Annotated in this window: 26 protein-coding genes and 1 pseudogene; 4 read left to right on the top strand and 23 right to left on the bottom strand. The window is 45.6% G+C overall.

Going from position 1 to position 22,018, the window contains the following annotated elements; translation table 11 throughout:
• From T472_RS00580 to T472_RS00545, 8 genes and pseudogenes are all read right to left on the bottom strand, one after another.
• Positions 1–200, bottom strand: a pseudogene (locus tag T472_RS00580) (MalY/PatB family protein); the annotation flags it as partial.
• A 777-nt stretch (positions 201–977) separates the two neighbouring features.
• Positions 978–1,352: a desulfoferrodoxin gene (locus T472_RS00575; RefSeq protein WP_023387959.1), complete on the bottom strand. Its 375-nt coding sequence runs from the start codon at positions 1,350–1,352 to the stop codon at positions 978–980.
• 86 nt (positions 1,353–1,438) lie between these two features.
• Positions 1,439–2,059 (bottom strand): P-loop NTPase family protein, encoded by a 621-nt coding sequence (locus T472_RS00570; protein WP_023387958.1) that lies wholly within the window; start codon positions 2,057–2,059, stop codon positions 1,439–1,441.
• On the bottom strand, positions 2,056–2,814 hold the full coding sequence (locus tag T472_RS00565; protein ID WP_023387957.1) for a CobW family GTP-binding protein: 759 nt from the start codon (positions 2,812–2,814) through the stop codon (positions 2,056–2,058). Before T472_RS00565 ends, T472_RS00570 begins: the two co-directional genes overlap by 4 nt.
• A 17-nt stretch (positions 2,815–2,831) precedes the next feature.
• Entirely contained in the window at positions 2,832–4,037 is a 1,206-nt protein-coding gene (locus T472_RS00560; protein WP_023387956.1) for a DUF401 family protein, read from the bottom strand.
• A gap of 143 nt (positions 4,038–4,180) precedes the next feature.
• Positions 4,181–4,738 (bottom strand): MarR family winged helix-turn-helix transcriptional regulator, encoded by a 558-nt coding sequence (locus T472_RS00555; RefSeq protein ID WP_023387955.1) that lies wholly within the window; start codon positions 4,736–4,738, stop codon positions 4,181–4,183.
• A 252-nt stretch (positions 4,739–4,990) separates the two neighbouring features.
• Complete coding sequence (locus T472_RS00550; protein WP_023387954.1) at positions 4,991–5,524, bottom strand: peroxiredoxin-like family protein; 534 nt, start codon at positions 5,522–5,524, stop codon at positions 4,991–4,993.
• A gap of 157 nt (positions 5,525–5,681) precedes the next feature.
• Positions 5,682–6,065 (bottom strand): RidA family protein, encoded by a 384-nt coding sequence (locus T472_RS00545; protein WP_023387953.1) that lies wholly within the window; start codon positions 6,063–6,065, stop codon positions 5,682–5,684.
• A 212-nt stretch (positions 6,066–6,277) separates the two neighbouring features.
• Between T472_RS00545 and T472_RS00540 the strand changes: the two genes are divergently transcribed.
• Positions 6,278–6,967: a helix-turn-helix transcriptional regulator gene (locus tag T472_RS00540; protein WP_023387952.1), complete on the top strand. Its 690-nt coding sequence runs from the start codon at positions 6,278–6,280 to the stop codon at positions 6,965–6,967.
• A 19-nt stretch (positions 6,968–6,986) separates the two neighbouring features.
• Here T472_RS00540 and T472_RS00535 read toward each other — a convergent pair whose 3' ends face one another.
• Together T472_RS00535 and T472_RS00530 are read right to left on the bottom strand one after the other, a co-directional pair.
• Positions 6,987–7,400, bottom strand: a complete 414-nt coding sequence (locus T472_RS00535) for a hypothetical protein (RefSeq protein WP_023387951.1) — start codon at positions 7,398–7,400, stop codon at positions 6,987–6,989.
• Between the two features lie 30 nt (positions 7,401–7,430).
• Positions 7,431–8,714: a bifunctional folylpolyglutamate synthase/dihydrofolate synthase gene (locus tag T472_RS00530; RefSeq protein ID WP_023387950.1), complete on the bottom strand. Its 1,284-nt coding sequence runs from the start codon at positions 8,712–8,714 to the stop codon at positions 7,431–7,433.
• 240 nt (positions 8,715–8,954) lie between these two features.
• Between T472_RS00530 and T472_RS00525 the strand changes: the two genes are divergently transcribed.
• Entirely contained in the window at positions 8,955–9,602 is a 648-nt protein-coding gene (locus T472_RS00525) for a phosphoribosyltransferase (RefSeq protein WP_023387949.1), read from the top strand.
• A 35-nt stretch (positions 9,603–9,637) separates the two neighbouring features.
• Complete coding sequence (locus T472_RS00520; protein WP_023387948.1) at positions 9,638–10,078, top strand: GtrA family protein; 441 nt, start codon at positions 9,638–9,640, stop codon at positions 10,076–10,078.
• 49 nt (positions 10,079–10,127) lie between these two features.
• Here the strand turns inward: T472_RS00520 and T472_RS00515 are convergent, their stop codons facing one another.
• The 12 genes from T472_RS00515 to T472_RS00465 all read right to left on the bottom strand — a co-directional run bounded on the left by T472_RS00515 (position 10,128) and on the right by T472_RS00465 (position 19,180).
• Positions 10,128–10,385 carry an ATP synthase F1, epsilon subunit gene (locus tag T472_RS00515; RefSeq protein WP_023387947.1) on the bottom strand — a complete coding sequence of 86 codons (258 nt, stop codon included), beginning with the start codon at positions 10,383–10,385 and terminating at the stop codon, positions 10,128–10,130.
• A 12-nt stretch (positions 10,386–10,397) separates the two neighbouring features.
• Positions 10,398–11,795, bottom strand: coding sequence for a F0F1 ATP synthase subunit beta (atpD, locus tag T472_RS00510; protein WP_023387946.1), 1,398 nt, complete (start codon positions 11,793–11,795; stop codon positions 10,398–10,400).
• Between the two features lie 9 nt (positions 11,796–11,804).
• A complete protein-coding gene (atpG, locus tag T472_RS00505) occupies positions 11,805–12,665 on the bottom strand; it encodes an ATP synthase F1 subunit gamma (RefSeq protein ID WP_023387945.1) in 861 nt (286 codons plus the stop codon).
• A gap of 15 nt (positions 12,666–12,680) precedes the next feature.
• Positions 12,681–14,189, bottom strand: a complete 1,509-nt coding sequence (gene atpA / locus T472_RS00500; RefSeq protein ID WP_023387944.1) for a F0F1 ATP synthase subunit alpha — start codon at positions 14,187–14,189, stop codon at positions 12,681–12,683.
• A gap of 4 nt (positions 14,190–14,193) precedes the next feature.
• A complete protein-coding gene (locus T472_RS00495; RefSeq protein WP_023387943.1) occupies positions 14,194–14,736 on the bottom strand; it encodes a F0F1 ATP synthase subunit delta in 543 nt (180 codons plus the stop codon).
• Between the two features lie 2 nt (positions 14,737–14,738).
• Positions 14,739–15,218 carry a F0F1 ATP synthase subunit B gene (locus T472_RS00490; RefSeq protein WP_023863201.1) on the bottom strand — a complete coding sequence of 160 codons (480 nt, stop codon included), beginning with the start codon at positions 15,216–15,218 and terminating at the stop codon, positions 14,739–14,741.
• Between the two features lie 28 nt (positions 15,219–15,246).
• On the bottom strand, positions 15,247–15,486 hold the full coding sequence (gene atpE / locus T472_RS00485) for an ATP synthase F0 subunit C (RefSeq protein ID WP_023387941.1): 240 nt from the start codon (positions 15,484–15,486) through the stop codon (positions 15,247–15,249).
• Between the two features lie 22 nt (positions 15,487–15,508).
• A complete protein-coding gene (locus T472_RS00480; protein ID WP_023387940.1) occupies positions 15,509–16,219 on the bottom strand; it encodes a F0F1 ATP synthase subunit A in 711 nt (236 codons plus the stop codon).
• 4 nt (positions 16,220–16,223) lie between these two features.
• A complete protein-coding gene (locus tag T472_RS00475; RefSeq protein WP_439334299.1) occupies positions 16,224–16,571 on the bottom strand; it encodes an ATP synthase subunit I in 348 nt (115 codons plus the stop codon).
• Between the two features lie 392 nt (positions 16,572–16,963).
• Positions 16,964–17,677 carry an ATP-binding protein gene (locus T472_RS20560; protein WP_341372036.1) on the bottom strand — a complete coding sequence of 238 codons (714 nt, stop codon included), beginning with the start codon at positions 17,675–17,677 and terminating at the stop codon, positions 16,964–16,966.
• Entirely contained in the window at positions 17,659–18,294 is a 636-nt protein-coding gene (locus T472_RS20555; RefSeq protein ID WP_341372035.1) for an AlbA family DNA-binding domain-containing protein, read from the bottom strand. The genes T472_RS20560 and T472_RS20555 overlap by 19 nt, the downstream gene beginning before the upstream one ends.
• A gap of 274 nt (positions 18,295–18,568) precedes the next feature.
• Complete coding sequence (locus tag T472_RS00465; RefSeq protein WP_023387938.1) at positions 18,569–19,180, bottom strand: acetate uptake transporter; 612 nt, start codon at positions 19,178–19,180, stop codon at positions 18,569–18,571.
• A gap of 1,059 nt (positions 19,181–20,239) precedes the next feature.
• Between T472_RS00465 and T472_RS00460 the strand changes: the two genes are divergently transcribed.
• Entirely contained in the window at positions 20,240–21,271 is a 1,032-nt protein-coding gene (locus T472_RS00460) for a PTS sugar transporter subunit IIC (protein ID WP_023387937.1), read from the top strand.
• A gap of 36 nt (positions 21,272–21,307) precedes the next feature.
• On the opposite strand, the gene T472_RS00455 is transcribed toward T472_RS00460, so the two are convergent.
• Positions 21,308–22,009 carry a DNA alkylation repair protein gene (locus T472_RS00455; protein ID WP_023387936.1) on the bottom strand — a complete coding sequence of 234 codons (702 nt, stop codon included), beginning with the start codon at positions 22,007–22,009 and terminating at the stop codon, positions 21,308–21,310.
• Positions 22,010–22,018 lie beyond the last annotated feature (9 nt).

The following is a 22,018-nucleotide window of genomic DNA, read 5'->3' as shown; positions in this document are numbered from 1 at the left end:
ATGTTCCAGGGTACTAGTATCGTTGAATCAATGTACTTTTTTAGTCCTTCGATAATTTCCGGAGCATTTTTCAATTCCATATCTGCTACAGAAAATGGAACTATATCCTCACTCACATTTGGGTTCCATCCTTTCATCTGTTCGTACTTTGCTGAGCCTGTATTGGCTCTTTTTATTATTGTCTCGAAATCATATTTCATTTTTTACACTCCCTTGACTTTATTACGTGCCAGCTTTCCGTTTTATATTACGATGGCGGCACCTTCTGAGAAGCCCGATACAATAAGATATCATGGCTTCAATCTATTATTAGGTTCTTTCCCAAATCAGCTCCTTTTAGTTGGCATTATATGTGCCTACCAATCATTCCAACCATTACTTCTGTGAGTAATTCCAAACAAGTATTTTTGCCCATAAGTTACGTAGCAGTATAAAGATTAGCAAATATCTAGAATCATTGCTTTGAATATCTTTACTGGTTTTTCGTTAAAACACCCATGGAGCAGTCTACTGTATAACTATAGACCCCACTGAATAATGTATTACTAATAATCACACCTTTCATATACTCGATGTAAAATTATAATTGTAATCACTCTTAATTGTTTCAGCTTACTATTATTAAGCTGTTTAACTATTTAACTACTGAACTTATTCTACAATCCTTTACAATTGATGTCAACCGTTTCTCCAAACAATTTTTCGATGCGATTTAATCATTTTGTTAATGCGATACAATTAGCAGTATCTAAGTGTTTAGTTGAATCTAATCTATACAACTTGGCTAACTTCCACATATACAATTCCGCTTCATTCCATAAATACTTGTGCACCAGCATCTTAATGAGCGAATGCTCTTCACAATATTTTTTATGTATCTACTTAATTATCCAGTTGATAAATAAGATTGCATATAAATCTCACCACAACATTTGACGCATAAAAAAAGACCCTGACTAATCAGGATCTTGATCATGTTAGATATCAGCCTTCCAGAGTCCATGCAGATTACAGTACTCATATACAGTACCTGCAGCAGCATCTTCGAATTCAGCCTTTGGCTCCATTCCTGGCTTCAGATATGCGATCTGCAGCCTGTCTCCGGTATCCAGAGCGATCCACTCGATATAGTGGGCATCGAGCATTGGATGGATAGTGGAACCTACAGTTACCTTGATTTTGCCATCTTCCTTCACAACTACCGGAACATGCTTCTCTGTAGCTGCATCAGTCGAATTCGCTTCAAGCTTCTTCATGTCCTGTCCGCAGCATACAAGTGTACCTCCGCCATTCTTGATCAGAGCTACCATGTTTCCGCATACTTCACATCTGTAAAACACTACATTTGCCATTTTTTCAGCCCCTTTATTTTGATTGACCTGCCATGCAGGTCCCCTATGTACATTCTAAATCAATGGATTTGGAATGTATAGCGAGTTCAGAAACTGTTAACATAGTGGTAAGCCATTATGCAGATGGAAGTGATGATCATTGAAATGGATATCCAATCCCTTAAAGTCCTTACCCTGTATTCCCTGAAGCCTTCGGCAATCCTTCCCATACCTTCCACAGAATCGGTATCTTCCATTGCGGCTCTCTGGTTCAGCTGCTTCAGAAGCCATATGACCTTCTCTTCGGGATAGCCTTTCGTAAATGAGAAACAGTCAGCAAAGTTCATCTGCTCCAGCAGCATTGGACCCATGTTCCTTATGTAGGCCTCGGATGTTGATCCATCAAGCACATAAGTGACATTCTGTATCACCATGCCAGGAGGTAGCCCTATCTGGTAAAGGCTTGTAAGCGGCCACGTTCCGTTATATTCAAGAAGAACTTTCCTTTCCGGATATCTTTCAATAATATGCTCAAAAAATCTGGAATCAAGGTCCTCCATCGCCTCGATGCTTACAGTCTCATACTCATTGCCGTAATCCTCATCACCGTGCTCGCAGACAATTATCAACCATTCCTCAGGTTTTCCTGACCTCTTCAGTACTTCCCTTGCAAGAGTCGTCTTTCCTGAGTCCAGGAAGCCTGCCATCACGAATACCGGAGTCCTCATGAGTTCCCATCTTCCATGAATCTCAAGATATTGTCCCGCTTCAGATATTTCCCGATAAAGCATATCTCGCCAGTATCAGCTGAATCAATCATCTCAACCATGTTTTCATCTTCAATGCAGTCAACCTTAAGGGAATTGCAGTCCTTCTCCAGTAAGATGCCTTTCACTCTTACGATTTCACCATCAAGTGCCTTCATCAAAAGATTATCTTCCAAATCGGAGATGATATCAGCACCTGGAGTTATTGATGATATGTCAACCTCAACCAATCGGGTCCTGACTTCACCAGCTTCACCTGTCCTTGTAAGAAGTACCGTGCCCGCACTTGCTATCTGGTCTCTGTAGAATCCTCTGAAGTTTCTAAGCTGGCTGAAATACTTCCTGGTATCTATTACGGTTATTACACTGCCGGGTATTATCCCTGACCCTGATGTTTTGCATACGTCCACTATATCAGAAGCCCTGGCGACCCCTGATGGCTCAATTATTATGACCTCAGGTGAATACTGGTCAGCTATCTCCCTTAATGCAATCCTGAAGTCTCCTGACAGCGAGCAGCAGATACAGCCAGAGCTTATTTCCCTGACCCTGGTTCCGCTCCGCTTAAGTATCTCTCCGTCAATGCCAATCTCACCGAACTCATTCTCTATGATCGCAATGCTTTTATCCTTAAAAGGTCCTTCCATAAGATGCCTTATTAGCGTGGTCTTACCTGATCCGAGAAATCCGGATACCACATGTACTACTGCTCCCATGATACTCCAGTCCGCCGCTACTGGAAAAGGAACAGCCCGTAGCTGTAGAGTGAGCTTATGACAGCGAACGATATGAGGATCGGCATAGTGTGCCTGACCAGAGCAATGAACGAAGTCCCGAAATCCTCGGTTACTATGGCAAGGCATATATGGGTCGGGGATACCTGCATTGCGATGTAAGTCATGCACATGAGAAGGACCATGAGGGCAACTCCACCACCTGCTACAGAGGCGAATGCCAGAGGCATGGTCAGTGCTATTATGGCCTGAGAACCGGCAACCAGCGTACCAAAGAAGAATATCAGCGCGAATATTACAGGTGAAGGTATCGGGAAGCTGTTGAAATAACCTGGAAGGCGCTCAATCACACCGGTATAGGTTATGAGCTCCTTGAAGCTCATTATGAGTATGGTAGTGAATATGAGCTTCCTCTCAATGGCAGAAATGAACATCGGTCTGATTTCACTCCACGTGAACCTGTTTATGACTACAGAAAGTATGATGACAGGAATTACGGCAAGGTGCACAGCAGGCTTGAATATGAGGATGATGGCAATCGTTAGAACTATCGGCCAGAGGCTTATCATGAGGTTCCTGACATCAGATGATTTGTCACTTCCCTTATCAACTCCAGTTCCCTTCGGAATCTTCCTTACATATCTGAAGTAACCAAGCGTGAAGAGTGCAGCAACCATCGGAAGCATGGCAATTACGAATGCAGTCATGTCTACTCCTGAAAGGTTAAGGGCAAGAATTATCGATGAATAGGTTGGAAGGAATGATTCTGAAATATGCCTGAAGTAACTCGTCACAAAGGTCTTCTCCTCCCTTGTAAGGCTCTCGCCACCGGCATTGTCCACGATCGGTGATGCTATGAGCACTGCTCCGGCTGATGGCAGAAGGCCGATGACGAAAGGGGCGACCATCGCATTGACCCTCCTGCTGTTGAAGAGATTGCTAAGCGACCTCTCTGCTAGCAAGAGATGTCCTCTCTTCTCCATCATCCTTTGGAGGAATGTTATTGAGTAGAACGCGAGCACCATATTGATGGTGGGTGTGCTTATCGCCCCCTTCACGATCATCTGGACTGAAGTGAACGGATTGATGAGGTACAGGAGTATTACAGCAATCATACCTCCGACAATGGAGACATACAGCGGCTTTCCAAACCGCATAATGACGACGATGCAGGCAAAGGTTAACACGAGCTTTAAGATATCCATATGGCAACAATCCTTTCATTTCAGGTCCTTGTCTTAAATCATGATAATTCTGGTTGCAAAACGCCCGCCATCTGCACACGACTCTGTGCAGATGGCGGGTGAAGCTTTACCATGTACTGTTTTATCGACTTTGGACAGCGCAGCTATTCCTTGCTATGAGTCTCTTTTGCCTTCACGCTGTGGAGTATGTTCGAATATTCCTTCATCACGTTGAAGAATATCGCAAGCTCATCAGGATTGAATTTTCTCATCAGCCTCTTGTCGGTCTTTATAGTGTCAATGACATCATACTCCTTGTGGGCTATGTTGAATTCAAAAGCCTTCTGGGTAGGATAAAGCATGAATACCTTGGCATCCTCCTTGGAATTCACCCCGTAGATCATATCCCTGTTGATAAGCTTCCTCACTGTCTGGGAAAGCGCACTTGTAGTCTTTGACCAGAGCTTTGCAAGCTCAGTCACTGTGATTCCGGGATTGTCGACGATATCAGCAAGCACATGCGCTTCATTCATGGACATGTCATCGCCAGTCCCGTAATCCTTCTTTTTGCTCATAAAGTCACTGAATATCAGCACAAAATCATACAGGATGTTGGAATGCTCGTGGAACTTGTCGTAAAGCTCCACTATCTTGGCTTCATTACCGCCAGTCTTCTTCACATCCAGTGTAAGTATTTCCTTGAAAATATCATCATTCTTCACAACAATCGCTCCTTTAGTATACCGATTATAACACACTTTAATAATAAAGCAACTTAACATCATTACTTATGCCAGAATTTTTTTACTTTTACGTAAATAATCCTTGACCTTGATTATTAAAGCTCTACAATACTACATTAGCAATTATTTGAAGAAATTTCCACATCATCATGAAATAATCATTCATTACAATTTTGCAGAATATGAAAATTCCCTGCAGTTTTGAGCTGCAGGGAAATCCCTGTTCATGGGTCAGGCATTTTGCCTTATCACATTACAGACTTCATCCATATCCGGAATATCACTGAGGTCCTTCGCATACCTTGAGTAGATGACCTTCAGGTCCTTGTCCACTATGAATACTGCAGGAAGCTGAAGCTCCTCACCTTCGTATTCCCCATGTACAAATCCCCTGGCTTTGGATCTCTCGATCTTCTCCATCGTACTGCCACCAATCAGGACCTCGACAGATGGAGCGGCTGCTATCTCAAGCTCCTTGTAAAGAGCCATTGATGGGTCGCAGATTATGTCATAGGCAAAGTCCGCATCCTTAAGCTTCTCCGCAGGTGACTGGATCACCACCAGAGCCTTTGCTCCGGCTTCTAGAAGTTTCGAGTACTCCTCATGTATTGTGATCATATCCAGCTGACATAGCGTACAGCCAGCATATCTCAGAAAATATACCGCAGTCGGGGTTCCTCCGACTAGCTCTTTCATGCTTATATCGCCCTTGCAGATCATGCTGACTGCAAAATCAGGCATTGTATTACCAACTGAAAGTTTCATAAATCCCCCTGTTACCGGTATTACCTCTCGCATCCGCTTATACGCAGCTGTAGCCCTGCTGCGTAAGGCCTGAAGCATCTGTTTTAAGGCTATCCCTTTATTTTTGTCGTAATTTCATCCAGCTGATATCCATATCAGCATTTTCTTCAGATTGAACTTATTTTGTTATGGCGACAGCCTCGATCTCAACAAGAGCATCCTTAGGAAGCCTTGCCACCTCTACTGCAGCCCTTGCAGGGAATGGCTCTGTGAAGAATTCAGCATATACTGCATTCATCTTCGCAAATTCATTCATGTCCTTAAGGTAGACGTTTGTCTTCAGGACATTCTCCATTGATGATCCTGCCTCCTCAAGTATAGCCTTGAGATTAAGGAGAGACTGCCTTGTCTGTGCAGCGACATCTTCCGGCATTGTTCCTGTTGCAGGGTCGATCGGAAGCTGTCCTGATACATACACGGTCTTTGTCTCAGTTGAGACAACTCCCTGTGAGTATGGTCCGATAGCTGCAGGAGCTTTTGTTGTGCTTACTTGCTTTTTCATTTCTTTCCTCCCAAATTATCTTATTTCCAGAATCTCTTTCGAAATCCCATCGAAACTTTATTTTCGTTTATGCCTACATTGTAGTTTCTTATTAACCCTCAAGTCAATAATTTTTTATCACTTTAAAAATTTATTCTCATTTTTCCTCGTGTTTTATTGAGCTGGCTCCGAGACCATGGTATCCTTGAGTCATAAGGAACAGAGGTGAGAAAATGGCTGACATTATGAACGAGTACAGGAACCTTGTTGAATTTCTCGGAAAGGTCCTTCCCAAGAATTGTGAAGTAGCCCTGCAGGATGTAAGAGCCGGCAGGAACTGCATAACAGCAATAGCAAACGGGCATATCAGCGGCAGGAAGGAAGGTTCCCCCCTCACAAACCTCGCTGTCAAATTCATCAACGAGGGGACTTGGAAGGATAATGACTTCATTACTGACTATGTTGGCTGTACCAAAGAGAAGAAGCAGTTAAGGTCCTCCACCTACTTTATAAAGGAAAGTGGAAAGCTTCTTGGAATGCTATGCATCAACATTGATGATTCCAGCTACTTTGAGATAAGCAGGATGCTCTTTTCACTTGTTGGTATACCTCATGAATCAGCGGCCTCACAGGAAGCAGATATGGTTAAGGACTCAAGGAATATGGAACCGGAATCCTTCTACGAAGACATTGAGGACCTTACCGAACTTCTGATCAATGAATATTTTTCAGGGAAAAACCATGTCCCATCAGACCGTCTGAATCAAACGGAAAAAATGGACATAGTAAAACGTCTTGAAGAGAAGGGTGCGTTCATGGTAAAAGGTGCTGTAGGCAAGGTCGCCAAAAGGCTGTCCATGTCCGATGCCAGCATGTACCGATATCTTTCAAGGATTGAAAAGGAGAAGTCGAAGCAACCCTAAAGGACCGCTTCGACTTCTCCTATTTCATGAACCATTCGAGCATATGTACCGCATGGTTTACAATGACCCCACTTGAATTTCCTATGACCTCGATGGCTTCATGCCTGTCTCCTATTTTTGCATCAAAAGAAGCGAACCTTTCCTCTGATCCGGATGGTCCGTTCTTCTCAAATTCCATTCCCTTTGATTCAAACTCATCCTCGATAGCCTTTATAGTCTCGTCAAATCCCATGCTGCTCCTAACCACTATCACATAGCCCTTCCCGTTATCGAACAGGGCTTCCTTGCTTTCCACGACAATCCCGTCAGCTATGACCGCTTCCTTCGGCAGGTTCTCAGGCAGCTTCCCCTCCAAGTCCTTGGGCATCCAGATCCAAACAGATACAGCGGCAAACGCGACTATAAAAGCCAATAGGAGCTTCAGCGGTCTCATACCTAAACCTCCTCATATTTTCCCTGTTGTTCATGTTGCCTCATTGAAATACTCCCTGACCTTCCCGACATAGTATAGAGAACCGAAGGAACAGATAATCCCGTCACTGCCTGCAAGCAGCATGGCAAGCCTTATCCCGGCATGCACATCATGGGCGGCTATTGCCTCAATGTCCATTTCCTCAATGATATCAGCAAGCTCCTCACTCGGAAGGGCCCTCTTGTTGTCGACATCCACTGTAATGAACCTCTGGGCGATTGGTGCAATTTCACTTATCATCTCAGAATAGTCCTTGTCAGCAAGTACCCCCATTATGAAGGTAATCTTCCTGTCCGGGAAAAGCTGTTCAAGGTTTTCCCTTAGGATTTTTACGCCTTGTGAATTATGGGCTCCATCAGCTATGAATATGGGCTCCTCACTTAGGAGCTCAAACCTTCCCGGCCATCTTGCTGACTCAAGCCCTCTCCTTATTGCATCCTCATCTATTGCCCATCCCTTCTCCTTAAGGAGCATCGCTGCTTCAATCGCGACTGAGGCATTCCTTGTCTGGTGCAAACCTGCCAGTCTTATGGTAAGACCTGATAAATCCTTGTAGTTAAAGGACTGGCTGAATATATCTGAAGATATTACATGTATAAAATCAAAGTCTGCCTTCCTGACCCTTGCTCCAAGGCTTTCAGCCTTCGAGAGTATTACCTCTTCCGCCTCCTCATCCTGAGGATATAGTACTACATCGGATCCAGGCTTTATTATCCCTGCCTTTTCAGAAGCTATCTGGGACAGGGTGTTCCCCAATATTTCCATATGGTCGTAATCGATGGTAGTGATCACGCATACTTCTGGTGACTCTATGACATTCGTCGAATCGAGCCTTCCCCCTAGCCCAACCTCAAGGACAACCATGTCGCATGCTTTATCAACAAAATACTGGAAGGCAAGAGCTGTGGTGATCTCGAATTCAGTGGGATTCTCAAGCCCTTCAGACTCCATGCTCTCAATATGATCACTGATATCTGATGTTATCCTGGCAAGGGCTTCATTTTCGATATCCTCACCATTTACCCTTATCCTCTCATTGAATCTCTCTATGCTTGGTGATGTGTATGTACCTACCCTGTAACCGGCTGACATGAGGATCGAACTTATGAAGGCTACTGTTGAGCCCTTTCCGTTTGTTCCGGCAACATGCACATATTTAAGCTTCCTGTGGGGATTGTCCATCCTTTCGAGAAGTCCTTCAATCCTTTCAAGTCCGAGGATGCTTCCAAACTTCAATGATTCCCTTATATATTCCAATGCTTCTATATGGTCCAAATTATGCAGCTCCTTTCTGTGACACATGGCTTCCTCATCATTATACCTTCACTGGCCGAATCTGAACACCAAGGACTATTAGGTGTGCTGCCATCAATGCTTAAAAATCGGTTTTATTACATTCAAAATCCTTACAAACCCAAATGTTAAACCAATGTTTCCCGATTGTTCAAAAAAAAGTTTGAGGCATCTCAGTATAATGTGGTAACGTTATGTTAAGCCATACAAGGGGGTGCTTTTATGTTTACAGACAGGATGGCAGCAGGAAAGCTGCTTGTGCCAAGGATACTTGATCTGAAACTTACCGACCCGGTCATCATTGCCATACCGAGAGGCGGTGCTGAGGTTGCTGCTCCCATAGCGATAGCCCTGGATAGGGAGCTCTATGTGGTGCTTGCAAGGAAGCTCACTGTTCCGGCAAGCCCTGACCATTCCTTCGGTGCTGTATCCCCAAACGGTGAATACGAGCTCGATGAGAAAGCTGCAAAGGAACTGGGACTTGAGGAAAGGGACATCCTGAACATCGTGGATGAAGCCAAGGCAGAGGTCCATAGGAGAAGCGCCATATATGAGGAATTCTCGGTACTGCCGGACCTTGCAGGAAAGGATGTGGTCCTGGTTGATGATGGAATTGCCAAAGGCTATACGACAAAGGTCGTCGTCAGGTACCTTCGTTCCCTGAATCCCGGAACGATAACCCTGGCTGTCCCTGCACTTCCGAAGGATTCAGTAGAGCTGTTCTCAAGGTTAGCGGACAGACTCGTATATATCGATACCCCAAAGAAGGTAAAGTCAGTAGGGGAAAATTATTCAAGCTTCCATCAGGTGGACCACGGCGATGTCCTTAAGGCACTGCAGATGGTAAAGATAAGCATTGCTGACTGCTGATTTCCCTATACAATGCAGCCTGGAGGACATTTCACTTGAAGCTTAACGACTTGGATTTTAGAAGACACATACTTGAAAATGAAAAGGTCATGTACCTTATTGTCGGAGTACTGACAACTCTCGTTAACTATATACTCTATTTCCTGTGCAGAACCTATTTGGGACCTGACAGGGTGATGCTGAATACAGCCATATCCTGGTTCGGGGCAGTGCTCTTCGCATTCGTGACCAACAGGAGGTTTGTGTTCAGGAGCCATGGAGGAAATTTTCGTGACCTGCTCCGTCAGGCGGTCCAGTTCTATGCTTCAAGGGGAGCATCCGGTGTCCTTGAGCTTGCGATCATGTACATCTTTGTCGAACTTGCAGGATTGAGCGACGTACTGGTGAAGGTCGCTGCAAGCATAATAATCGTGATCCTGAACTATTTCCTGTCCAAGGCGATATTCAGGAAGCGCAAAGAATCATCCGGCATATGAATATTGATAGCAGAAGGGTGGCAGCCAATTAATGACTGCCACCCTTATCTTATACAGCCGCACCCCGTGCGGCTGTTATTGTTAGCCTGTTCTCCTTGAACTTCATGATGCCGCCCTCAAGGCGGATCGACTTCTTAACCCCGTTTTCCGAGTATGTGAAATCAGTGTCCTTGAGTATGGCTATTATCGGGCTGTGGTCGGGAAGTATCTGGAAGGAGCCTTCGGTGGTATATCCGCTGAAGCTCTCCACATCAGTCTTCACGAGCCTTCCTCTGGAGGTTACTATCCTGAGCTTGAATGTCTTCATGGTTACCTCCTTTTAAGCCTTCATGTTCTCGGCATTGGCTATGACATCCTCGATGGATCCCGCGAAAAGGAACGCGGATTCCGGAAGATTGTCATACTTGCCTTCAAGTATCTCCCTGAAGCTTCTTATTGTGTCCTTTACCTTTACGAACTTTCCCTTCATTCCCGTGAACTGTTCAGCTACGGTAAACGGCTGCGAGAGGAATCTCTGGATCCTTCTTGCCCTGTTTACCACGGCCTTGTCCTCGTCCGCGAGCTCATCCATACCGAGTATGGCTATGATGTCCTGAAGCTCCTTGTATCTCTGGAGTATCCTCACTACCTCTGTAGCGACCTCATAGTGCTCCTGGCCTACTATCCTCGGGTCAAGTATCCTTGAGCTTGAGGTAAGCGGGTCAACAGCAGGATATATTCCTAGCTCCACTATGTTCCTTGATAGGACTGTAGTCGCGTCAAGGTGAGTGAACGTTGTTGCAGGTGCAGGGTCAGTAAGGTCGTCCGCAGGTACGTATACTGCCTGGACTGAAGTTATGGCAGCTCTCTTGGTGGAGGTTATCCTCTCCTGAAGGGCGCCCATTTCAGTCGCAAGTGTCGGCTGGTATCCAACCGCTGACGGTATCCTTCCAAGCAGGGCCGAAACCTCGGAGCCCGCCTGGGTGTATCTGAATATGTTGTCTATGAACAGAAGCACATCCTGGCCCTGGTCCCTGAAGTACTCAGCCATTGTAAGTCCGGTTAAGGCAACCCTCATCCTCGCTCCGGGCGGCTCGTTCATCTGTCCGAATACAAGAACGGTATTGTCTATGACACCTGATTCCTGCATTTCCCTGTAAAGGTCGTTTCCTTCCCTGCTTCTCTCCCCAACGCCAGTGAATACGGAAAGTCCACCGGATTCTTTGGCTATGTTGTTGATGAGTTCCTGTATCAGGACTGTCTTTCCTACTCCGGCTCCGCCGAAGAGTCCTATCTTACCGCCCTTCTGGTATGGTGCGAGAAGGTCTATCACCTTTATTCCGGTCTCGAACATCTCCGTATCAAGGCTCTGCTGCTCGAATGTTGGAGCAGGCCTGTGTATCGGGTAATATTTCTCAGCGAAGACCTCACCCTTGTTGTCTATCGGATGACCAAGGACGTTGAATAGTCGTCCAAGGACTTCCTTGCCCACAGGCACGGTGATTGGCGCACCGATGTCGTATACCTCCATGCCTCTCTTGAGGCCTTCAGTCGGCTCCATGGCTATGGCTCTGACTATGTCATCGCCTGCATGCTGCTCGACCTCGCAGTATACGAGCCTTCCATCTTCCGCCTTTATCTCAAGGGCATTGTTTATCCTCGGAAGATGGTCATATTTGAACTGAATGTCGATGACAGGTCCGATGACCCTCACGATTTTTCCAATATTGTCAGCCATTTGATCCTCCTATATTTGAGCCTCGGCTCCACCGATGATCTCAGTAAGCTCCTGGGTTATGGTCTGCTGCCTCATCCTGTTGTACTGCTTTTCAACTTTGACCAGAAGCTCATCAGCATTCTTTCTCGCAGTATCCATTGCACCCATCCTCATCGAGTGTTCAGTCACCTTGGCGTGCACAAGCACATTATAGAACTTTTCCCTTAAGTAAAGGGAATAGACCTTATCCTTAAGCTCCTCGATGCCAGGCTCGAACTCGAACTCAGTATCCCTCAGCTCCCAGCCCTCTTCCCTTCCTTCGAACGGAAGCACTCTCTCTATTGAAACCTCATTTTTGACCTGCGACATGTATCTGGTATACACCAGGCAGACCTCATTGACCTCGCCTTTTGCATAAATCTCAAGTATCCTGTCAGCAAATCTCTGGGCTTCTTCAGGGTCAGGTACATCCTTGGTGCTGATAGTGTCTATTTCAAGTTCCATGTTCAGCTTCTTAAGGATAGACAGCCCTTTACCACCAGTCGTGAGGATCATGGGATGGTCCCCTCTTTCTCTAAGCCTGTCTATAAGTGCAAAGAACATGTTGTTGTTGTAACCTCCGCAAAGGCCCTTGGTTGAGTTCAGCACGACGTACAGAGTCCTCTCATTGCCGCCGTTGCCAAGGAATATGCCGCCCTCGGACTTGTCTGCCCTGGCCACATCGTCCTTGATTCCGCTGATTGCTGCAAACTGCTTGTCGCTTGCGAAAAGATATACCTTGCACTTCTGGAATTTGGAGGTGGCGACAAGTCCCATAGCCTTTGTCATCTTCTTTATGTTCCTTACTGACTTTGCCCTTTTCAGCAAGGAGATCATGTTAGCACCGGCCATTCTTATCCCTCCAGTCTACTTGAAATAGCTTGCTTTGAAGTCTTCTATGGCCTCATCAAGTGAAGCCATGACATCGCTCCTGAGGTCTCCGGTTTTTCTTATTGAATCTGCAATGTCCCTGTGGTATGTATCCATATATTCAAAGAATTCAATCTCAAACTGCTTGATGTCCTTTACCGCGATATCATTCAGCTTGTCGTTGATCGCAGCATAAAGAATCAGAACTTCCTTCTCATACTTGAGAGGGCTGTACTGCGGCTGCTTGAGGATCTCATACAGCCTTTCACCCTTTGCAAGCCTTCCGGAAGCTTCTCTGTCGAGCTCGATTCCGAACTGCGAGAATGAAAGGAGCTCCCTGTACTGTGCAAGTTCAAGCCTGAGCCTTCCTGATACTTTCTTCATTGCCTTCGTCTGGGCAGATCCACCGACCCTTGATACCGATATACCCGGATTTATTGCAGGCCTTATACCGTTATAGAAAAGGTCTGATTCAAGGAATATCTGTCCATCCGTTATGGAGATGACATTTGTCGGTATGTATGATGTAACGTCCCCGCCAAGGGTCTCGATTATCGGAAGCGCTGTAATGGATCCTCCTCCAAGCTCGTCAGAAAGCCTTGCAGCCCTCTCAAGGAGCCTTGAGTGGATATAGAATACGTCACCAGGATAAGCCTCTCTTCCGGGTGGTCTTCGAAGAAGCAGCGACATTGCCCTGTAGGCTACCGCATGTTTCGACAGGTCATCATATACGATAAGCACATCCTTGCCCTTGTTCATGAAATACTCTGCCATGGTGCAGCCCGCATATGGAGCTATGTACTGCAGCGGAGCGGAATCTGAAGCGGAGGATGATACTATTATGGAGTAGTCCATTGCGCCGGCCTTGGTCAGCATGCTGTAGATGCTGGCTACGGTTGACTGCTTCTGTCCAATTGCGACGTAAACACATATGACATTCTTGCCCTTCTGGTTAAGGATCGTATCGACAGCGATTGCAGTCTTTCCTGTCTGCCTGTCGCCTATGATGAGCTCCCTCTGTCCGCGTCCTATCGGAACCATTGAATCTATGGCCTTGATCCCTGTCTCCATGGGAACAGTAACAGACTTCCTGTCTATTACTCCGGGAGCCTGGACTTCAATAGGCATGAATGCCTTGGCTATGATCTCGCCCTTTCCGTCTATGGGCTCTCCAAGTGAATTGACGACCCTGCCAATAAGGTTCTCTCCAACAGGGACCTCAACTATCTTGTCTGTCTTCCTTACAATATCGCCTTCCTTGATGTCTTCATAGGCTCCCAGGAGAACGCATCCGACATTGTCAAAGTCGAGGTTAAGGGCCATTCCCTTGACTCCACCCGGAAACTCAAGGAGTTCACCCTCCATGCAGTCTTCAAGTCCGTATACCCTGGCAATTCCGTCACCTACCTGAACTATCGTTCCGGAGTTAACTGTCTCCATCTTCTTTTCAAACCGTTCAATTTCCTGACGTATAATGGAGGCTACCTCTTCCGGCTTTATCTTCATGTCATCACCTCAACCTTTTAAGGAGAGCTGACTTGACTTCTTCCATCTTTTTCCTTATGGAACCGTCCATCAGACTGTCTCCTATCCTTATGACCATGCCGCCGATTATTGATTCGTCGACTATCTCATCAAGGATTATCTTAACATTGTACTTGTTCTCAAGCTTCTCCGTGAGCTCAGCCCTCTGCCTTTTGGTGATCGGCTTAGCCACTGTTATCGTAGCTATCTTTATGTTCTTGTTCTCAAGGTCTATCTTCTTTAATTCCCTGATCTTCTCCTTCAGGAACAGTATCCTGTCCTTCTCGATGAGAAGCAGAATAAAGGTAAGGAGATCCTCATCAACCTTTCCCTTAAGGATGTTTATGAAGAACTTCTTCTTCTCCTTTGTGGGTATCTCCGGATGCTTGACTACTCCCTCAATATCAGGGTTGCTGTGTATCATCTCGTCAATCTCTTCAAGGTCCTTAATGTATTTGTCTACGGAGTCCTTCTGCCTGGCCACATCATATAGGGCCTGGGCATATCGTCTGTCAAGGTATTCGTACATTCCTATACACCTACCTTCTGTATGACTTCATCCACGAGCCTCTCGTGGACCTCCTCCGTGATCTCCTCTCCGAGGACCTTCTTTGAAAGGATGGTTGCGAGGCCAACGACCTCTTCCCTCATTTCCTTCCTTGCATTCTCAAGCTCCCTGTCGGCATCCATTTCAGCTCTCTTGACGATGAGCTTTCCTTCCTGCCTGGCCTCATCAACTATCTCGTCATAGAGTGTCTCAGCCTTTGTCTTGAAGTCCTTGATTATGCCCTTTCCAGTTTCCTTGGCTTTTTCAGCCTCGATCTTTGCTATCTCAAATGTCTTTGCAGCCTCAAGCTTGTCGGCTTCCGCCTGGTCGAGGCTTTTCCTTATCATGTTGTTTCTCTCGGTAATGACAGCTTCCAGCTTCTTGAAAAAGAACTTCTTCATGAAGAAGTAGAATATCACAAGATTGATAACTGCCGCGATTACCTCAGACAAGTGTATGCTCATTTAATCGCCTCCCGTTAAGCTCCTTATGCTACGCCACTCCTATGAATATGAGAAGTATCGACACAAGCAGTCCGTATATGGCAGTCGCCTCCGCGAAGGCGTTACCTATGACGAGTACCGATATGATTTTCGAGCTTGCTTCAGGCTGCCTTGATACGGCTTCAACGGCCTTACCTGTTGAAAGTCCTGTCGAGACTCCTGCTCCAAGTCCTGCAAGTACCGCGATTGCGGCTCCGAGTGCTGACATTGCCAATGCTAAATTTTCCATACTTAATGATTCCTCCAATCAATTATTCGTGATGACCTGATGCTTCATCGCTCACTATCTTAATCTGTACCATAGTGAGGAATGTGAATATGACTGCCTGTATCAGGCCGTCGAAAATATCAAAGTACATGTGGAACGGTATCGGTATGATCAGCTGAGCCACAAAATTAAGCTCATGCAGCGCTCCATAGATCAGGGACATTACTGTCGTTGCAGCTACCACATTACCGAAAAGCCTTAGGCTCAGAGATACTGGAAGCAGCAGCCTGTCCAGCAGTGTTATCGGGAACAGGAACGGGTAAGGCTTGAAGTATGACTTTATATAGTTTCCAAGTCCTCCGTTCCTGATGGCAGTAGCCTGCACGACAACAAATGACGTAAGTCCCAGTCCCAGCGTTGTCGAGAAGCTTGTGGTCGGCGGCTGTATTCCTATGAGCCCGATGAAGTTGACAAGTATAAGGAACATGATTATCGAGCCGATGAAAGGCACGAAGGACATGAACTTCTCACCCATGTTGTCGCTTACGAGTCCGTATATGAAGTTGTAGGCGGTTTCCATTATCACCTGCTTCTTCTTTTCTGGTATGACCTTAAGGTCACGTGTTAGAAAATACACGACCACCATGGAAACAAGCACAATAGCCGTAGTAACAAGCATCGGCTGCGTTATGACCAAGCCAATACCTGCCAGATCGAACTCCAGAATCGGTTCCGCGGTCAAGAATTCAACCATTGATTCACTCCCTTTCATCCTTTATTTTTAACGAGTAGATGATCAGCGCGACAAAGTTCATGATAAAACCGCCCATGTATGCAAGTACATACATCCTGTCCAGCCTGAACAGGAGACCTCCAACAAGAGCCACAGCAAGAATCCTTGCAAATGTCGACAGGCCGCCCCATAGCCCGGATATCCTTCCCGTTACGGAAAAGCTGGCGACGAATGCTGACAGGCTGAAGTTAACTGAAGACACTATGCCTCCAATTAAAAAAACCAGCCCCATCCGGTATCCGGCAAAAAAGCCAATGATGATTGCTAACACGGAGGACACTGCCATATTGATCCACAATACTCTCAAAGCCATTGATTTCAACGATTTGTCCATATAGACTCCTTTGTCATTTGTAAATTATATTCCTGTCAATCGAAGATATCAAGTTGCCCAATAATTATACAACGTTTACAAATCTGACTTTTAACAAAAAACTTGAATGTAGTTTGAAATACCATGTTTTAAATCCCGGAAAGTCCTGCAAAATCAATATTTTTCCCGAATAAAACTCCTCCTTTTATTGTAAACTTAACCTATTTCACAAAAAATAATAAATTGTTAACTTTTAAGCATATTCATGGCAGCCAAAGTCCGAAAAGCTCCATAAAGATACAGATATACCCTTAAAAAACAGACTCCAAATATCATATCAACATGAAAAAAATGGCAGAGCAGGTATTGATATACCGGCAGTGCCATTTCACTCATTTAGTTTCGTTAAGCTTGTAGCAGAGATACTTGCCGCTGCCCTCCCTGACAATCAGGCCCTTGTCGGTCATCTCGCGGAGAAGGAGGATCGCGGTAGCCTGTGATACAAGGAGGGCTTCCTGGACATCCTTTCGCACTACATATTCCGTTTCATCAAGCATCCTTAAAACTGCAGATTCTCGCTTTTCAAGTACCGTTGGGACTCTCTTGATCTCAACACTCTGCCCGATTTCATTACTCTCTCTAATGTTTGTATTTGGCAGCATTATCTTGAACGCGTTGTCTGACACAGAAATCTTGGGTTTGGCTGAACTCTGTCCATAACTGTCATTGATCTTCAATATCCCTGTCCCGTAAGCCTCTATAAGCTTTAACAGGTCGAAGATACCTGCAAGATGCTCATTTCTTGGGACCGAGACACCCAGCATGATGTCCTCTATCGTTATCCCGTTGACCAGACCTCCGATTGTAACAAACTCAATTCTGTTATCGAAAATACTGATAAGTATTGATCCTCTGTAAGAATATTCCCTGTGCACTATGGCATTGAGCAGCGCTTCCCTAATGGCCTCAGGAGGATAATCCCTCATGTCAATACGTTCAAGTCCCTGAAACTCAGCTCTGGTGCGGTTATACCGTTCTATGAAGGAATAAGCCTCCTCAAGCTGACCAAGGAGCGAACCGGTAAGCTCTATCCTGTCCCTGAACACATTTTTGGTGCCGCCTTCAAATACTGCAATTTTTGTTGTATGCGTGCACTGTTGCGATAGGAGAAGACCCAAATTGGTATAGGTCCCATCTTCACCGATAATGCCAAGCGTACGCTTTTGAGCATCCCTGAATTCAAGTCCCCTCTTCTTAAAAAGACACTTGCCTTTTCGAATGTAAGCAGCTGATTAAGGGATCTGGCATTCTCGTAGCAGTCGCCACTTGTCTCCCTGATCATCCCGAGTATGGCTGTTTCAGATGCAGGCACCGTAGAGGTACCCTGCCTTATATACACACCTTCAGGACGGATTCCTTTCCCGGCAAGATAATATGGCCTTGATGTTCCGCGCTGAATATCTAATGACACTAATGTTTTCCCTTCAACTGTTAGAAAGCTGCAGGCAGTAAAAAGAGTCACATCCGGCTTAATTGAATCCCGAATTGCACTTGTAAGTTTCTGCATTGTGCCATCAGGATCATCTACTCCGCATGGAGTACCGTCATCCTCGACACCAATGATAAGCCTCCCCCCGTCAGTGTTTGCAAAGGCAATTACTGTCTTCCTTGTATTGTCTGTAAATTCTCGTTTGAACTCGGTGGTTTGGTTTTCAACGAACATTTAGGCACCTCCTGAACTTCCTTCCAATTTTATAATCATCTACTAATGATTATAATCAATTTGATTACCAGAGGAATTGGTATATCTATCCAAAAGTGATTTCAGCCTAACCTGCTGTTCGAACAATTACACCAGGCAAGGAAATATCCTGCATGGATTAATCTTCAAGGAAACAGCATCGATATGGATCCGCTTTGTGATAAAGTGAATCAAAAATTGAAAAGACAGCCCGGCTAAGCCGCGCTGTCAAATATCCAGATTATGCTGTTAAATACTACTTGAATATCCCGAAAGGCTTTCCTACAGGAAGGACCAGCTTGCCAAAATGTACGTTGAGTACCGCAGCTGCTGCTCCGTAGAATGAAAGCAGGGCTATTCCAAGCTCTGACCATGCAGCAAGCCCATGTGTGAACTCGTGCATGATTCCGAATGACGAGAGTGTAAGTCCTATGAAAAGGAGGTCTATGAGACAGAATATGGTGAACAGTACCTTGTGGGTCTCCATGGCACCTACTGTCATGAATACAGAGAAAATGAGATAGCCAAGGAATGCTACACCAAGCTGCCTTGGATCTGCTGCTGCCTTCAGTGCCTCACCGAAGAAACCTGCCTGAACGAGCCAGGTCATCGCCACTCCAAGCCAGAAGAATGCATATCCTCCGAACGCCGTCATGCCGAATGTGTTGTTGTGCTTGCCATCCATGATGCTTGCGTAAAGCTGTGCGCATGCGCCAAGGAATATCGCCCAGGGAATCACAAGCGATGTGCCATGTGTAAGTCCAAGCTTCTGCGATGACGCCACCAATGTTACCATGGCAAGGCCGAAAAGTCCCAATGCCGACGGATCTGCAACTACCACTTTTACCTTCTGAATCCTGTCTTCCATAAATCCTCCGAATATACTATTATTGCGCTGCGGTCCAATGATTTTGACCGCAACTACTAGTATATTTTTTAACATGTCAGGTGTCAATAGACTTTCAGCCAAACATGAAAATTATGTCATATGGCTGAATTGGCTAAAGTAAAACCGATCCCGAACAAAAACCTGACACAATAACTGTTTAATAAGATAAACAAATCCCACAAAATCATCCACATATTATATAGCTGTACTCATTTTACAGCACAACATATACCTCATATTCGACCAAAAGCGTACCTGGTAAACCTATAAATATATATGATTGATAAAAAAGTCCACAACGAAAAACGGAGCATTAACGAGTATGGGCAAGTTTGAGGAAGCATCAGATACCCACGTGCGCGTTATCAGATTTTTCAGTTAATTCATCATTTGCCCAAAAAACCCCCATATCATATAATACATACAAGAAGAAGTTCTAATACAATTCGAGAATAGAACATTTTGAAAATGGCTGGCATTGAAAAACCTGCGGTAAACCAAACCAAGACAAACCAACTACCAAGATGATCAAGACCATCAAACCAAGATGACTAAACCACTATTACAAGATGACCAAAAACCATCGAGAAAGTGACATTTAACCATCAAGACAAGATGACCAAAACCATCAAAGACCAAAACCCAAACCGCACGTGTTAGACATATAGGCCTTGAAAAAGCAGATATGTTGCAAATGCACAGAAGATTCAAGATACTGTAGCAGGACATCTTCAATGGTTAACCAAAACTGCATATCCTGAGATAACAAAAGGCACAAGTTGCCATAGGTGTTGAACGCTCAGAGTCTGCAACAGAGGTAACCGAAAAGAAAGGAGTGTACATTGATTAGTACACTAAACACCATACCAAGGCTGGGATGAATTCCTACTATCAGGACCGATGTGGTTATGATAAGCATAAAGAATTCATCTCAGCTGTTTTTATGGGGAAGATCAAATGACCATTGATATTGGCATTAAAATAAAATATCCTTAACCCATAGGGAATCACTCGCCCAAAGGGCAAAAGGAGGATCTCATGGCTAAGAAGACAAGCAGGGTTCCTGATATCAGGGGATACCTGGTCAAGGTACTCAATGGAATGGCCCTCGGGCTCTTTTCATCACTTCTCATAGGACTCATAGTCTCCCAGATCGGAAAGATACTTGGGATACCCTTCATGGTAAACTTCGGTACCATCGCACAGGACCTGATGGGTCCGGCAATAGGTGTGGCAGTTGCCTACAGCGTTGGAGCGCCTCCTCTTGGGATCTTCGCCTCAGCTGTTACAGGTGCCATAGGTGCAGGAACCGTGCGGTTCGTAGATGGCGCAGCCCTTATCAGGATCGGGGAGCCTGTGGGTGCATTCGTTGCCGCCCTTGCCGGAGCGGAGCTGTCGAAGAGGATTGCAGGAAAGACAAATGTTGACATAGTCCTTGTACCTTTGTCAGTCATAGTTGCCGGCGGACTGATAGGAAACTACATAGCACCCTACATCGCATCATTCATGACATTTGTAGGCAACCTCGTGAACCTTGCTACGGAGCTCCAGCCCATACCGATGGGAATACTGGTATCGACCATAATGGGAATAGTCCTTACACTGCCAATCAGCTCAGCAGCACTTGCGGTTTCCCTGGGCCTTTCAGGCATTGCTGCAGGAGCAAGCACAGTAGGCTGTGCCTGCCAGATGGTGGGATTCGCTGTAGCTTCATTCAGGGAGAACGGATTTGGCGGCCTAATATCCCAGGGGCTGGGCACTTCTATGCTGCAGATCCCGAACATCATAAGGAATCCCAAGATATGGATACCCCCTACCCTGTCAGCCGCAATACTCGGACCGGTGGCAAGCTACGTCTTCAGGATGGAGGGTACGAAGCTAGGTGCTGGAATGGGGACCTCAGGACTCGTCGGGCAGTTCGCAACAATCGACGCAATGGGGTCAAGTTCAAGGACCCTCCTGCTTATAGCCCTCATGCATTTCATACTGCCGGCGGTTCTTACACTCATATTTTCCGAGATCATGAGGAAGAAGGGACATATCAAGTTCGGAGACATGAAGCTTGGATAATTTACAGGAGCCCATGGCACATGCCATGGGCTCCTTTCATTTTTTCATGCTTTTGTTCTTCTTTCCAACCCTGTCTCTGTATCTTACCAGATAATCCGTCACGGTCTGGATGTTGCAGTTATTTTCCGGTATCGCCGGCTTGATCCTTCCGATATTTTCACTTGCTGTCAGCACGTAATCATAGAGCGGAGCGATGTAAAGTCCGGTCAGGATTAGGAAGTTCTTCATGGCATTCTGCAGATGCACCCCTTCATTTTGAATCCTTCCAGCCGCGTCATCCACAATTCTCCTTATCTCATCAAGGTCAAAGGCATCGTCAGGCATAAAGGAGAACATTGTGGATAGCGTCCCGTACCCTGCACAGGCAGTCATCTCGTCATCGCTTACTATCCACTTCCTTGCAGCCTCAAGGCCAAATGGTGACTTTGCCGCAACCAGTGAAACACACCTTTCTGACAGCATGTTCCAGTATGCCTTTCCAACCCAAATATCCAGGGTCTCCATATCCATCCTCGAAGCATCAGCTATCTGCCCGGCCAGGTACATGGCGTCCGAATTGCCCGAACCATATAGCTCGAGTGCAAGCTCATGGTCCTTATTTACCTTCCTGACGATTTCCTTCAGGTCTCCTGTCTTGACTCCAAACAATGGCTCCTTCGCCCCATGGGAAATATATATCTTCTTCGTGGCATCATTCCCCTTTGACTTAAGGTATTCCATGACTTCAAAAAGTTCCATCATTATCTC

The sequence above is a fragment of the Youngiibacter fragilis 232.1 genome, assembly GCF_000495435.3.
In the GTDB taxonomy this organism is placed as follows: domain Bacteria; phylum Bacillota; class Clostridia; order Clostridiales; family Clostridiaceae; genus Youngiibacter; species Youngiibacter fragilis.
Note: the sequence above shows the minus strand (reverse complement) of the source record. Positions and strands in the feature narration are given on the sequence as shown.

Bases quoted from the DNA above. Each gene is read 5' to 3' on its own strand.
- T472_RS00575 (WP_023387959.1), bottom strand. From the start codon at position 1,352: ATGGCAAATGTAGTGTTTTACAGATGTGAAGTATGCGGAAACATGGTA.
- T472_RS00570 (WP_023387958.1), bottom strand. From the start codon at position 2,059: ATGAGGACTCCGGTATTCGTGATGGCAGGCTTCCTGGACTCAGGAAAG.
- T472_RS00565 (WP_023387957.1), bottom strand. From the start codon at position 2,814: ATGGGAGCAGTAGTACATGTGGTATCCGGATTTCTCGGATCAGGTAAG.
- T472_RS00560 (WP_023387956.1), bottom strand. From the start codon at position 4,037: ATGGATATCTTAAAGCTCGTGTTAACCTTTGCCTGCATCGTCGTCATT.
- T472_RS00550 (WP_023387954.1), bottom strand. From the start codon at position 5,524: ATGAAACTTTCAGTTGGTAATACAATGCCTGATTTTGCAGTCAGCATG.
- T472_RS00545 (WP_023387953.1), bottom strand. From the start codon at position 6,065: ATGAAAAAGCAAGTAAGCACAACAAAAGCTCCTGCAGCTATCGGACCA.
- T472_RS00540 (WP_023387952.1), top strand. From the start codon at position 6,278: ATGGCTGACATTATGAACGAGTACAGGAACCTTGTTGAATTTCTCGGA.
- T472_RS00535 (WP_023387951.1), bottom strand. From the start codon at position 7,400: ATGAGACCGCTGAAGCTCCTATTGGCTTTTATAGTCGCGTTTGCCGCT.
- T472_RS00525 (WP_023387949.1), top strand. From the start codon at position 8,955: ATGTTTACAGACAGGATGGCAGCAGGAAAGCTGCTTGTGCCAAGGATA.
- T472_RS00515 (WP_023387947.1), bottom strand. From the start codon at position 10,385: ATGAAGACATTCAAGCTCAGGATAGTAACCTCCAGAGGAAGGCTCGTG.
- atpD (WP_023387946.1), bottom strand. From the start codon at position 11,795: ATGGCTGACAATATTGGAAAAATCGTGAGGGTCATCGGACCTGTCATC.
- atpG (WP_023387945.1), bottom strand. From the start codon at position 12,665: ATGGCCGGTGCTAACATGATCTCCTTGCTGAAAAGGGCAAAGTCAGTA.
- atpA (WP_023387944.1), bottom strand. From the start codon at position 14,189: ATGAAGATAAAGCCGGAAGAGGTAGCCTCCATTATACGTCAGGAAATT.
- T472_RS00495 (WP_023387943.1), bottom strand. From the start codon at position 14,736: ATGTACGAATACCTTGACAGACGATATGCCCAGGCCCTATATGATGTG.
- T472_RS00490 (WP_023863201.1), bottom strand. From the start codon at position 15,218: ATGAGCATACACTTGTCTGAGGTAATCGCGGCAGTTATCAATCTTGTG.
- atpE (WP_023387941.1), bottom strand. From the start codon at position 15,486: ATGGAAAATTTAGCATTGGCAATGTCAGCACTCGGAGCCGCAATCGCG.
- T472_RS00480 (WP_023387940.1), bottom strand. From the start codon at position 16,219: ATGGTTGAATTCTTGACCGCGGAACCGATTCTGGAGTTCGATCTGGCA.
- T472_RS00475 (WP_439334299.1), bottom strand. From the start codon at position 16,571: ATGGCTTTGAGAGTATTGTGGATCAATATGGCAGTGTCCTCCGTGTTA.
- T472_RS20555 (WP_341372035.1), bottom strand. From the start codon at position 18,294: ATGTTCGTTGAAAACCAAACCACCGAGTTCAAACGAGAATTTACAGAC.
- T472_RS00465 (WP_023387938.1), bottom strand. From the start codon at position 19,180: ATGGAAGACAGGATTCAGAAGGTAAAAGTGGTAGTTGCAGATCCGTCG.
- T472_RS00460 (WP_023387937.1), top strand. From the start codon at position 20,240: ATGGCTAAGAAGACAAGCAGGGTTCCTGATATCAGGGGATACCTGGTC.
- T472_RS00455 (WP_023387936.1), bottom strand. From the start codon at position 22,009: ATGGAACTTTTTGAAGTCATGGAATACCTTAAGTCAAAGGGGAATGAT.